This is a genomic window from bacterium (assembly GCA_037128595.1).
Lineage (GTDB): Bacteria > Verrucomicrobiota > Kiritimatiellia > CAIKKV01 > CAITUY01 > JAABPW01.
Genome location: JBAXWB010000009.1, coordinates 104,905 through 117,936, shown reverse-complemented (window position 1 = coordinate 117,936; position 13,032 = coordinate 104,905). Strand labels below are relative to the sequence as shown.

The following is a 13,032-nucleotide window of genomic DNA, read 5'->3' as shown; positions in this document are numbered from 1 at the left end:
AGTTCCATAATAAAGAGCTTTCGGGATTTAAAGTGAGAGCCCTTATTCGCGCGTGGCCGATAATGTTGGAATGAGACAGATGTGTAATCGAGACATTATTATTGATGGGTGGTTGCTGGCGCAGGCCGGGCATGGCATGGCTTCGTATGCAATACGATTGGCAAAAGCTTTGGCTAAATCTCGTTTAGCATCCCGGATTGTTGTTGTCGTTCCCGAAAATGCGAAACACTGTGTGCCTGTCGGGCTACATTCCCTTGTGCTGAAGAATCCATTCTGCATGCACCCGGCTTTAGCCGAGTTCGTCTGGCAAAACCGGTTAGGTGGGTACGTTCGGCGTCATTATCCCGATGCCGTCTTTCTGGCTTTATCACCATTTTATTCCTGGAATTGGCCCAATCGGTCGGTAGTGGTATGGCATGATCTGATACCGCTCCAATTTAAGCGGTATATGGGACGGTTTCTTTTCCGGCGTTTTATTCTCATGGCGCGACTACGACGGGTGCGTAAAACAAGCATGGTGATCACGGATTCGCGTTTTACAGCTTCTGCGCTGGCTCGATATCAAGGGACCCTCCCTCCGTTGGAGACAATAGGCATCTGGCCCTCGCCGGGATCTGGCGACAACCGATCCCCCGGGGCGATAGATGCTGTGCGAACGAAGTATGGTTTGCCGCAACGTTATTGGCTTTACGTGGGAGGCTATGACTATCGAAAAAATGTAGAATGCTTAATTGAGGCCTATGGCCGTGCGAGTGATATGTGTGAATGCCCTGCCCTGGTTTTGGCGGGCAAGATTCCTGACGACCTGCGGAAACCGGTTTGTAATATTCACAGTGCAATGGGGAAGATAAAGTTGGCCGCGAGGCAGGTGTGTCTTCCTGGATTTATTGACTCGGTTGACATGGAGTCACTCTATTGTGGTGCGGAGTTGTTTGTCTATCCCTCCCTCGCTGAAGGATTCGGGCTTCCCCCATTGGAGGCCATGGCGTGTGGATGTCCCGCTATTGTGGCCGATACGACGAGTCTTCCTGAGGTAGTAGTGGATGCAGGATATAGGTTTTCCCCTCACCCTCCGGAGTCTCTGGCGGTCTTACTCGCCAAAGCGGCCAAAACGCCTCTTCCCATGAACCCGGGTTTTAATAGGGATAATTTCAGCGAAAAGAGAGGCATGGAACAATATTGTGCTGTTTTAGAGAGGGTTTCCTCATGAAAATGGCCAGCTTCACTGTCGCAGGAGTTGGCTTATGAAGCAACTGTTGATGCGTTTTGCGAAAGGCACCGGGTGGATGGTGGTTGGAGGGGGCGGAGCAAGGTTTATTGGCGTGATTTCTTCGGTTGTCATCGCAAGAATCCTTGGACGGGAGATGTTCGGTGCCTTTGGCTTAATACAAAGTACGATAGGTGTGTTTCAGACTGTGGCTGGATTCGGGCTTGGCATGACGACTACCAAGCATCTGGCAGAATACCGGAGAAATGATCCGGCTCGAGCGGCGTCGGTTCTTATGCTTTGTTACGTCGTTGTGACAGCACTGGGAGTGGGGATTGCGCTCACAGTGGTGCTATCATCCTCATGGATGGCGGACAATATCATGGCTGCGCCCGGCCTTAACAAAGTGCTTTGTCTGTCCGCATTACTGATTGTGTTTGGCGCTATAGGTGGGGTGCAGCAAGGAGCCCTGAACGGTTTGGAGTCGTTCAGAGAGTTGTCACTGGTTTATTTGCTAGGAAGCATATCGTCTTTTATATTTGGAGTTGCCGGCTGCATATGGGGCCACCTTGAAGGGTTAATTCTAGGGGTAGCACTATCATCATTAATTACAGTCCTATATTCCGGGTATGTGCTCAGGCGCCAGCTTCACATGCATGGGGTACATTCGATTTTAGCTGACTGGTTTCGCGAAAGAAAAGTCCTTCTGGCGTACAGTTTTCCTTCTCTTTTAAGTTACCTGCTTGTGGTTCTGGTTCAGTGGGGAAGTAATCTCATCATTGTTCACAGCCAAGATGGTTATGCCGAAGTGGCGATTCTGAACGCCGCTACTCAATGGAAGTCCGCCTATCTCTTTTTGCCCTTGCTTGTGGGGCAAATAGCAGTGCCGATCATGGCGGCACATGGTGGCAGGACGTCTGCGGTAGAAGTTAAGCATACGCTCCGGTGGATGGGTATGTTTAACATCTGGGTGGGTGGTGCATTGCTGGGTATATTATGTGTCTCTAGCCCTTGGCTCATGGGGGCCTATGGGAATGGTTTTCGCCATGGATGGATGACGTTTGTAGTATTGCAGGTGTCGGCATTTATTCAGTTGCTCCAAGCACCGACGGTGAAGTTATGGGAGGCTTCCGGTCGAATGTGGACCAATTTCCTGATGAATATCCTTTGGGCGATTTCCGTGCTTTATTTTGCGAAATGCTGGGTTGCTTTGGGTGCTCTGGGTATTGCGCTGGCAAATATTGAGGGGTTGCTGGTGTTTGGTTTGGGGTTAGTGCTTTCAAGGAGAATGCGGAATGAAGGATGATCAGATTGCAACCGACCGTCAGCCATGTCAGCTTTGTGATGGGACGTTAGCTCTGCGATATTCAGGACATCCGGGGTATGTGGCTAATCGTAAGTACGATATTATGGTTTGTGAAAAATGTGGAACGGCAATGGCCTTTCCCCTGGAGACAGATTCACATATTTATGAGCAAATTTATGAGCATGGGACTCAGATTTCGGGGTATGATCGATACTTCCAGCATGCCGCAAACGTTCTGACTGCGGACAATCCATTGGATTATCTGGCAGGTGCTGAGGATGTTTATTGGGGGGTTCGTGAATATCTAAAAGTTAAGGCTGCGACGCAAAAGAGTGTTCTTCGTATCTTGGATATTGGGTGCGGATTGGGGTATCTCACCTACGCGCTTCGTCGAGCCGGTTATTGTGCCACGGGTCTGGATGTTTCGTCGAAGGCGGTGATCGCGGCGCGTCAACGATATGGGGATTTCTTTATATGTGAGGATGTAGATCGATATCGTGTTGTGGGGGCAGGGCAGTATGACGTTATTATTATGTGTGAGGTAGTGGAGCACGTAGCCACCCCTCGCGACATTTTCAAAGCTTCATTGGAATTGCTTGCGCCAGATGGGCAACTGATAGTAACAACCCCGAATCGCTCTTTTTATGATAGCGGTGTGCTTTGGGAAACCGACCCGCCGCCTGTTCATCTCTGGTGGTTTAGTGAAGAGGGTGTACGAGGTTTGGGTGCGAAACTCGGCTGTTCTGTGAGTTTCGCAGATTTCTCTCTATTTTCGCGCAAGAAACTGTCATTATGCAGGTATCGGTTCCCGAGAAACCTTCCCTCCCGATCCTCTGTATTTGACCAGCACTATGCTTTATTAATGCCTTCCTCTGCGATACAGAGATCCCATATGTCGCGCCTTATCGAGGCGGTATTCGGGTGTCGCATATTGAAATATGTGCGTATGATGAAAGCCTTATTGCAAGGAGAACATGTCATTACCGGATCGCGCCGGACAGTGATGTGCGCCATTTTAAGTCCGAATGTGCGAGGAGAGGTAAAACAAGGATGAGTATTAACACTTATGGAGATTATGTGGCCCGGAAATATGCCGTCGATCAGTTTGCGATGGGGAAGGAGTGTAATGGTGGCATCCCTTCCCGCCGGCCAAGGATAGCTTTTGAAACCACCTTTTTCAGTATCGTGATTATCAGGTCTAATTAAAATGACAACTATGGCATCATTAAAAAACATGAAAGTGTCAGTCTTGTGAGGGCCTTGTTTGGGCGTCGATTTATGATGTCTGGTCGGAAGATGCGCGATTTGTGGCGATATTTGACGCGAAGGGTGTGGGTCATGATGGGCGTTTTGCGGGGAGACTGCCCCTGTACTGTTTGCGGTGTTAGGGCGTTAGTGCGACGGGGTGGCGGCATGCCAGTTCAACTTGTCAAGGACTGGGGCTTAAACTCAATATGGGAAGAAAGATTTTCCCGGCGTGAAGGAGCCTTTTGCGGTTGGTGTGGTTGCAATGAGAGAAGTCGCTTTATGGCGCATGTATTGACAATGATGAGTGCTGATATTACGAGGGAAAAGGCAGGGTCATTTTCGAGCTTTATTGCGTCCGCGGAAGCTCATGACCTTCGAGTGGCAGAAATTAACTCGTGTGGGCAATTACATCCATTTTTGCAGCGACTTTCAAAATTGTGCTATTCGGAATATGGGTCAAATGATAGTTCAATTCGTTCAGAAGATTTAATGAGCCTTTCGTATGCCTCAGAGAGTTTTGACTTGGTGCTTACGTCCGACACGCTGGAACACGTGCCGGATGTGAGGAGAGCTAGTGCTGAAATTTGGCGCGTTTTGAAGTATGGCGGCTTTCATGTTTTTACTGTGCCTGTTGTTTGGGATAGGGAAGTCACGCTCCAACGGTGCCACATGGAGGGTGAGGTGATTGTATCTCGCCATTTGGATAGTTACCATGGTGGCGCTTTGGGCGGTGATAGATCGCTGGTGTTTTATGAATTCGGCTCAGATATTGTCAACGTGGTGGCGAGTTGTCGTTTTGAGGTGTCTTTGTTTACATCTGAAAATAACCCCGCAGTGAGTGTTTTCGTTTGTCGAAAAACTGATAGCGATCCCTTGAAAAGTCATAATGTGAATAAACGAACTATTTGCATAAACACTTCGAAATTATGATGACTGTATCGTCAGAACGTATGACCGTGGCGGTTGTCTTGGTGAATTGGAGCAGTGGCGTTTACACCTCTGATTGTTTGCGATCATTGAATTCGGGAACTATTGTCCCTGATAGGATTATGGTTTTCGACAATGGATCTACCGACGGTTCTCCCGCGATGATTGCACGGGAGTTCCCCGAGGCTGAACTGATCATGCATGATCGTAATATCGGCTTTGCTGCCGCTTGCAATGTGTGCATACGCAAGGCGATGGAAAGCGATATAAATGTTGTCTGGTTGTTAAATAACGATACGGTAGTCGACCATGACTGCCTGGCTAAGTTGCTGGAAGAATTGAGCAAGCCGAATGTGGATGTTGTTACGAGTAAGATATTGTTTTTTGATGATGCAGATAGACTCTGGTACGCTGGGGGGGGGTGGAAGCGGTGGTGTTTGGAGGCACGACAGATTGGATACGGGGAAAAGGATTTTGGGCAGTATGATCAGCCTTTGGAGGTTACCTTTGTCTCAGGATGCTGTCTTATGGCCAGAGTGAGCGTGTTTGAAAGGGTTGGCTTGCTGAACGAAAAATACTTTGCTTACTCAGAGGATGCTGAGTGGTGTTTGCGCGCGATGTCGGCGGGAATGCATATGCGTTACCTGCCTCAAGCTCGAATCTTACATAAAGAATCTGCGAGTGTTCGCAAGAATACCATGGCTGGAGAGAAAGGGCGATATTCGAGTTTCGTGGTGGAGATTAGCGTCCGCAATCGTTTCTTTTTGATACGACAACATGCACATAGGCCGTGGCAATTCTTGATAGCTTTTGGCAAAATCATGATGGATTGCACGCGAACGGGATGCATTTTAATCGTGTTGGGACGAATTCAGAAATTAAAGGCGCTGGTGAAGGGAATGTGGGAAGGCCTTACGCAGAATCCTGGCAGGTGAAGAGGGGGCTTTATCCTCAGATGAACAGGCGGAGATAACATGAAGATCGGACATTTAATTCATTTGGATGGCTCTGGCGGGGGGCCTGAAGCGGTCATCAATTTGATGCGTGGATTTCAACTAGCCGGGCATGAACAGGTTGTATTCCTGGGAGGGAATGGTCGTATTGTGGCGGCTTGTGATCGAATGGCAATAGAGTGTGTCCGTGTGCCAATTCATAGGAAAATCTTATTGCTCTGGGGCATGATTAGGTTAATCCGATCCTTGAGTCGCATCCGGCCTGATGTGTTATTGATACAGGGGCAATGGGGAGGGCCTGTGGGCGCTGTTGCGGCAAAGATGGCCGGGGTCAAGAGCGTCTATATTACCCAATGGCCGGCTTTCTATACCGATTGGACGCCTTGGCGGGCATTCCGTAATGCCTGGGCCGAGTGGATCCCTTGTCGTCTGGCGTGTCGTGTTGTTGCCCTGACTCAATCGGTGTATTACCAATATCTTCACAGGCGTTGGGCAGGGGATGGAAAGTTGGTGCTTATTCCAAATGTATTCCAACAATCCGGGATTCCCTCACTCGAGGACTCCGCTCGTATCCGGAGGGAGTACGGATGGAGTCATGATGACGTCCATGTTGTCAGTGTGGGGCGCCTGGCGGATCAGAAACGAGTGGACTGGCTGCTTAAGGCGTGGCAGGAGGTTCAGCAACACTGTGCCGCAGCCCGGTTATGGATTGTCGGAGATGGACCCGAACGCGCCATGTTGGAGGGGTTGGCCCGTCAGTTAGGGATTACCAGAACTTGCACATTTCTAGGGGAACGTCCGCATGGCATTGAGTTTATGGCCGCATCAGATGTGGTCGTGATGACCTCTCTGTATGAGTCCTGTGCGTTCGTCCCGCTCGAGGCGAAAGCTTGTGGGAAGCCATTGATTGCCAATGCTGTCGATGGTGTGAGGGATAATGTCCGTGACGGTGTGGATGGATATTTGGTTGCACCTAATGACAGCGCCACGCTGGCCCTGAGAATTATGGAGGTCGTCAATGATCCTCTTTTGAGGCATCAGATGGGAGTAGCGGGCATTGCCGCTATGGCCAAAATTGATTCCCATCAAATTATCATTCGCTATTTGGATCTGATTAATAAAACGCTTTGTCCTGCGGAACAGGCCTGAAACCTGTGAACGACGAAGGTTCGGTTGGAGAATGAAGGATGACGAGAATTTCGAAGCAACACCGTCGCCCCGTTGTCGGGATTGATGCCGGTGCACTCATGATGCAGGAACGCGCACCAGGGACAGCTCGGTATGTGCGGGAGCAAATCGCGGAATTGATTTCGCGTCCCGTACCTTGGGACTGGGTTGTTGCCGTCCCTGAGGGGTTTGCACATGAGTTCCCATGTCATGAAGGGTGTGAGATTGTGGAGTTGCCGGGAAAAAAGTATTCGGTGTTTGCCATGTTTCGTGTGGCGCGTTTGTGGCGGCAGCGGCAATGCATGGCAGGGTTCAGCCCTGCCGGGATAGCGGCGTTGTTTTCGCCCCTTCTCTGCAATTATTTCGACAGCAATATTTTCGAATACGGGAAAACGTGGGCAACTTCTGGCGAATGGGCGCGTTCGCACCTCCTGAAATGGATGGCGATGGATGCCTTCCGCCGTGCCAAGGCAGTATTTGTGAATTCAGCGTATTGTGCCGAATATCTGAAAAAGCGATTTCCCGGCTTCAGTAAAAAATTCATTGTTAATCATGGCATCCTGAAGACGGTAATCTCGACGCCTGAACGACCTGACTGGGCTGACGAAAGAATGGATAGACAGGGCATTATCCTATGTAGTTCCGCGTTTTCTGATAATAAAAATCAACGGCGTTTGATTGAAGCTTATGGGGTATTGCAAGCATCAAGACGGGAATTGCCGCCTTTGGTTTTGATCGGCCCCTGTCCCACTGCCTACTTCAAGAGTGTGATCCGGCCCGTATGGGAAAGCCTGCCGCAGCCGGCTCAAGTCATTGTGCCGGGGTATGTGAGCGAAGGCGTGCTGGGATGGGCGCTGATAAATGCAAAAGTTCTTATTCAGCCGTCTTTTGCGGAAGGATTCAGCAGTCTATCTGTTTTCCAGGCCATGCAATCCGGGATCCCGGTAGCGTGTTCAAATACAACGAGCCATCCAGAGGGGGTGGGAACGGCAGCTTTATTGTTTAATCCAGCTTCGGTTGAGGATATTGCCGGGGCATTAGTCCGTTTGCTAGATGATGAAGCTCTGCGATTTCGATTGAGGGAAGAGGGATTTCAACGGGTTGCAGAATTGACCTGGACGGCTAACGGTGATCGTGTGTGTGTGCAAATTACCAAATTACTTGAGCATACCCGGAAGCAGGATATTTGACATATGATAGCACCTGTACTTAAACATAAAACTTTGCAATTCACGCTTTTCTTGGCCGTCATCTTCCTAGCGATTTACCTCGTGAAAACGAGCGCGGAAGGAGGGATGATCGGTGCGGCATCAATCGTATCCGGACTTGCGACACTGGCATGGATTGTTTTTTCTGGAAATTCATGGTGGATCCTGTTGCCAGTTTCGGTGGCCTTCGGCGGGACTTTTTTATTTGAATATAAATTCTATACCCATGAAATCAGTTTGATCATTTGCGTAATTGCGCTTTTGCCGGTCATCGCTTTGCGTCGAAAGGACATGCCTCAAAGAGTGCCTCTGTCATGGTCATTCTTTGGGTTGTTTTCTCTATTTGTGGTCAACTGGGTGACGAGTTGCTACATGGCTGATTCACAGGACGCTGGGAATTTGGGTAGCATTACGCGGGCCTTTCTTCATGGTTTTTGGGGCATATTGTTCGGAATATTGTTCTATTGGTATGGCCTTCTTAAGCCTCGTTTCCTGTTGAGAGCGATGTATGGAGCCTATCTGGCGAGGGCTTTTTTAGCTGGAGTTGCGTCCCTGTTTGAGAACTTTTTTGTAATTCCGAAAGTCGGTTTTGCCTTCATGAGTGCAACATCAGGTATTTATGACTTTCGAGTGTCTGGCATTCCGATTGTTTTATTGGGATTTGTTTTTGCAAAAATGGCGAAAAATAAATTTTGGAAAGCCATTCATTATGGAGTCATAGTGATGGCCGTGTTTCTTGTCGCCTTGGGAGGGGGGCGTGTTAGCATTGGAATGGTTTGCACTATTCCATTGATTTGGAGCTTGGTTCAAAGAAAAATGGGGCGGCTTGCAATGATCAGTGCTTTAGTGCTGGCTCTCATATTCATTCTCAATCAGTACTCCAGTCTGTTATATGAACTGCCGTCAACGGCACAGCGGGCTCTTTCTATTTTGGTGAATGAAACATCGACGAAGTGGGTGGACTGGCATACCTATAATCAGGCGAGCGATTATTGGCACCGTTATTTGGGCGAGTTAGGATTGCAGAGATGGACTCAGTCCCCTCTGACCGTTCTCACAGGTAACAGGGTTGAATCGTTCGACGAAACTTTCAATGCATATTCCGTGACATTGGAAATCAAGGCGGAGATTGCTGCAAAGCTTGGCGCTTTTGAGTCTGGATTATGGACTGTTTTGGCGCTCATGGGGGTAGTGGGGGCTTCCCTCTATGTGGGTGTTTTCAGGTTTTTACTTGGCCAACCCTTTCTCGTGTTGAAAAAGGATGGTATAATAGGGCCTGTTCAGGCATTGGGTTTTATTGCCATCATTCAGTTTTCGCTGTGGGTGATCTTCTGCTGGATCGCTGGCGGTTTTCCGAGCTATGAGTTGATGATGGCGGTTTTTGCCAATGTGGCATGTTCCGATGAGGCGTTAATGAGTGTGTCGAAACAAGAGGCCCCACACTCTTCATAACGGTATAACTCATATGATTAGGATTGAGGATGAAAGCATGCGGCGTGACGTGTTGGTTGTACTGGAATTAAGGAGACTTGGTGATGCCATTTTGAGTCTCCCGTTTGTCCGGGGGGCTAAATTACATTATGATGTCTATGTCCTCTGCCTTCCTGCCTCAGTTTCCATTTTCAAGACACAGCTGCCAGCTGATCACATTATTATAATGGTGCCTCCCTGGGTGGAACTTAACGGCGGGTCCGTTATGGCGCTTGGTCGGGCTTTACGCCAAGTCCGTGCCCTTCATCCCGATGTGGTCGTTTGCGGGTGGGCGGATGCGAGGGTCGAATGGTTAATGGGGTTAAGCAGAGCGCCCCGCCGAGTTGGGTTCCCGATGACGCCTCGCAACTACTATGCATGCCAAGTCCCATGGCGTCGCCGGCATCTCCGGCATGGGCAATGGTTATGTCGGCTCGGGCGGATTCTAACAGGACGCCCATTGTTAACCGATCCGCTTTCCCGGCATGATGTCACCCAGTTGCATATGTTGGATTGGGATCAAGTAGGCGAGGCTGTAGGAGTGGTCCCCAACACGACTCTTCCCTGGCTAACAGTGGATAAGGAATTTCATGATCCACTGCTTGAGGCAGTGCTGGCAAAGTGTTTTGTCGAAGGGATTCCGCTATGGGTGGTTCATCCTGGCGCGGGATCCCCGGTAAAGAAATGGGCGAAAGAGCGTTTCGAAAATCTGGTTAACTCTTTTTTCATTCCAAAGGGGATCCCGGTTGTGGTGATCCAATCGCCCGGGGATTTGCCTCTTGAGGTATCTGGTCCGCATGTCATACCTTACATGCCACCAACGATAGAGGGCTTGATCGCTGTAACCAATGTGGCGGATGCGGTTCTGTGTAATGATTCGGCGATGTCGCACCTTTCGGCGGCAATGGGGAAACGGGTTGTGGCTGTTTTTGGCCCTTCTGATCCCCGTCTGTTTTCTCCATTTGGGAATGAACGCAATGTCGTTATTAAAGGGGAATGTGTGTGGCGCCCCTGCATGGATCGCTGTTTGATGCCGTCCCCGGCTTGTATGGAAATGATACAGGTGGAAGATGTGCTGGAGAACGTCAGGCGAGTTCATGGGGAATTACAGCAGATGGTGCCGGTGAAATGATATGATGAAGTCTTTGCGAATTGCCTTTCTTGGTTCCCGCGGTATTCCAGCGCGCTATAGTGGATTTGAAACATTCTACGAGCAACTGGCAATCCGGCTTGTTCAGCGCGGTCATGAGGTGACGGTGTATAATCGGCGTCATTTCCTCCCTGATATTCACGGGGAATATCAAGGGGTTAAAATTGTTTCACTCCCTTCCATTCCGACCAAACATTTAGACACGATCTCGCATTGCTTCCTTTCTTCATTACATGCGCTTACGCAACGGTATGATGTCGCCTATTACTGCATTGTCGGGAATAGCCCCCTGGTGTGGATGCCTCGCGTGGTCGGGACAAAGGCTCTTCTCAATGTGGATGGAGAGGATTGGGCCCGTGAAAAATGGTCAGGGTTTGCGCGGTGGTATCAGCGTTGGTGCGAAAAAGTAGCTACGCGAACCGCCTCGATGATTATTGCGGATGCACGGGTCATTCAGCGGCGATACCGTGAACTATATAATACCGACACAGTATTCGTACCGTATGGCGCAAATTTGTGCAGGCAGGAAGCGAGTGCAGTCCTTGACCGCTGGGGCCTGACGCCCCGGAAATATATCCTTTATGTCGGGCGTTTTGTGCCGGAAAACTCCATTGATCTTTTGATCCGGGCCTTTCGCGGCGTGCGTACGGATATGAAGCTGGTCCTGATTGGTGATGCCTCTCATAGTGAAGGGTATAAAGAGAAACTAAGGGAGGCGGCGGTGGGGGATGAGCGGATTGTTTTTACTGGTTATGCCTTTGAGCAAGTTTATGCCCAGTTAAGCAGTCATGCCTATCTCTACGTGCAGCCTTCAGCGATCAATGGAACCCGGCCAGCGCTTTTGGATCAACTGGGCTTCGGCAATTGTGTGCTGGTGAGGGATGCTCCGGTTAATGTCGAAGTGATCGGTGAGTGTGGTGCCCGGTTTGCCGGCGATCAGCCCGAAATTGACTTGCGGGATCGACTTCAGGAATTGATCGATGACCCAGAAGCGGTTGAAGGGTTTCGGCGAAAGGCGGCCTCCAGGATCACTGACTACTATAACTGGGAATGGGTTACCGATTTCTATGAAAATCTGTTCACATGCCTCATCAGCGGCAAACCCGCGATCTCATATGATGAGTTTCTCGATAACAGAAGAGATTAATGGTCACCTTTAGGGTGGGCAGATGAGCGAATATATCCGGTAATAATGACTATGGCGGAGGCCGCCAGAACGGTCAGCAGAATGTCCATCGGAAGCCGGAACCGGATTCGTGTAAAAAAGATAGCGGCCACCGGTGCATTGAGCAGGTAGAGCCACGCAATGTATTTTTCAAGCAGGGTTAAGGGGTGGCGATAGGCCAGTATCAGGCGCAGAATAGCCAGTCCCAGAAGCAAGCCATAAGAGAATAGCATTAATAGCGTGCGTGAACGGGATTGCTCTGACTTCATGAAAAGTTGATTCTCGTAATTGAAATAGTTAAGCATTTTCCATGCATACAGTTTTAGCGATTTACTGGGATGTTCCTTGATATACGTTAGGGCAACCTGAGTGTAATAATCGTTGGCGTCAATTTCGGAGAGGACACCAGCCACTTTTTCATATTGGGATATATCTGCTGTTGTTCCCGAATTGGGTGTTGCATGTTCATTGTTCCCAAGAAGGAGATTGATGCCATTATTGGTAGAAATCGGAATAAAACGATCAAACGCCAACGCATTGCGAACGACCCAAGGCGCGAGTACCATCCCGGCGCCACACATCAGGAGAACCGTCTTTGGTAACATCTTGTGATGAAGCGGGCGAAGGAAAAAAAAGCTGGCGGTAAAGATCAGGACGAAGCCAAATGTTGGCACCATAAGGATGGTGAGGCCTAGAAAGAGGCCTGCAACAAAATAGCGTCTCAGGCCAGGGGTATTGCCGGAGAAAAGAAGAACTAATGCCGAAAGGAAAAATGCAGCGGCAGGTATCTGGGGATAAAACGTGTTTGCAGTGTAAAGAAGAACCGGGTAAGCCATTACCAACAGCACTGCAATTCTGGCTTGAGCGACACTGGTTTTGCGCAACAGTACATACAGTAAACCCATACAGGCCAAAAGGGTGCTGGCGTTGACGACTCTTAGCGCAGTGACCGCTAACCCCATTTTTATTCCTGCGGCTAGCAGGAGGGGGTACGCGGGGGGGCGGTAGGCTGTTGGCTGCGCCTCATTAATAGTGTATGTACATGTATTGGCCAGATTTCTGGCGAGTTGGAGATATTCTGTTTCGTCCGGATAGCGGATAGTGTCGCCTGTTTTGATTGCATACGCTACAATTCCAAAAATGTAGAAGGCGACCAGCATCTTGAAAAGCATGACTGGCCTTTTTGCGGACGGGAGTAGAGTTCCATTTAGCATCTTGTGATTTTTATGGA

Annotated in this window: 12 protein-coding genes; 11 read left to right on the top strand and 1 reads right to left on the bottom strand. The window is 49.4% G+C overall.

All coding sequences use genetic code 11. The annotated features are described in order from the left end of the window. Positions 1–52 precede the first annotated feature (52 nt). From WCS52_07625 to WCS52_07575, 11 genes are all read left to right on the top strand, one after another. Positions 53–1,210: a glycosyltransferase family 1 protein gene (locus WCS52_07625; GenBank protein ID MEI6167048.1), complete on the top strand. Its 1,158-nt coding sequence runs from the start codon at positions 53–55 to the stop codon at positions 1,208–1,210. A 34-nt stretch (positions 1,211–1,244) separates the two neighbouring features. Further along, the gene (locus tag WCS52_07620; protein MEI6167047.1) at positions 1,245–2,513 is read left to right on the top strand and encodes an oligosaccharide flippase family protein; all 1,269 of its coding nucleotides are present in this window, start codon (positions 1,245–1,247) and stop codon (positions 2,511–2,513) included. After that, positions 2,503–3,567 (top strand): methyltransferase domain-containing protein, encoded by a 1,065-nt coding sequence (locus WCS52_07615; protein MEI6167046.1) that lies wholly within the window; start codon positions 2,503–2,505, stop codon positions 3,565–3,567. Before WCS52_07620 ends, WCS52_07615 begins: the two co-directional genes overlap by 11 nt. Then, positions 3,564–3,719, top strand: a complete 156-nt coding sequence (locus WCS52_07610) for a hypothetical protein (protein MEI6167045.1) — start codon at positions 3,564–3,566, stop codon at positions 3,717–3,719. The genes WCS52_07615 and WCS52_07610 overlap by 4 nt, the downstream gene beginning before the upstream one ends. Before the next feature lie 321 nt (positions 3,720–4,040). Further along, complete coding sequence (locus WCS52_07605) at positions 4,041–4,691, top strand: class I SAM-dependent methyltransferase (protein ID MEI6167044.1); 651 nt, start codon at positions 4,041–4,043, stop codon at positions 4,689–4,691. Next, positions 4,688–5,623, top strand: a complete 936-nt coding sequence (locus WCS52_07600) for a glycosyltransferase family 2 protein (protein MEI6167043.1) — start codon at positions 4,688–4,690, stop codon at positions 5,621–5,623. Before WCS52_07605 ends, WCS52_07600 begins: the two co-directional genes overlap by 4 nt. A 39-nt stretch (positions 5,624–5,662) precedes the next feature. Next, the gene (locus WCS52_07595; protein ID MEI6167042.1) at positions 5,663–6,790 is read left to right on the top strand and encodes a glycosyltransferase family 4 protein; all 1,128 of its coding nucleotides are present in this window, start codon (positions 5,663–5,665) and stop codon (positions 6,788–6,790) included. Between the two features lie 98 nt (positions 6,791–6,888). After that, the gene (locus tag WCS52_07590) at positions 6,889–7,998 is read left to right on the top strand and encodes a glycosyltransferase family 1 protein (protein MEI6167041.1); all 1,110 of its coding nucleotides are present in this window, start codon (positions 6,889–6,891) and stop codon (positions 7,996–7,998) included. Positions 7,999–8,001: 3 nt separating this feature from the next. Then, positions 8,002–9,468, top strand: coding sequence for a hypothetical protein (locus WCS52_07585; GenBank protein MEI6167040.1), 1,467 nt, complete (start codon positions 8,002–8,004; stop codon positions 9,466–9,468). A 13-nt stretch (positions 9,469–9,481) separates the two neighbouring features. Further along, positions 9,482–10,618 carry a glycosyltransferase family 9 protein gene (locus tag WCS52_07580; protein ID MEI6167039.1) on the top strand — a complete coding sequence of 379 codons (1,137 nt, stop codon included), beginning with the start codon at positions 9,482–9,484 and terminating at the stop codon, positions 10,616–10,618. Between the two features lies 1 nt (position 10,619). Then, the gene (locus tag WCS52_07575) at positions 10,620–11,783 is read left to right on the top strand and encodes a DUF1972 domain-containing protein (protein ID MEI6167038.1); all 1,164 of its coding nucleotides are present in this window, start codon (positions 10,620–10,622) and stop codon (positions 11,781–11,783) included. Here the strand turns inward: WCS52_07575 and WCS52_07570 are convergent. Then, the gene (locus WCS52_07570) at positions 11,780–12,973 is read right to left on the bottom strand and encodes a hypothetical protein (protein ID MEI6167037.1); all 1,194 of its coding nucleotides are present in this window, start codon (positions 12,971–12,973) and stop codon (positions 11,780–11,782) included. The two genes, WCS52_07575 and WCS52_07570, sit on opposite strands and share 4 nt — an antisense overlap. Between the last annotated feature and the right edge of the window lie 59 nt (positions 12,974–13,032).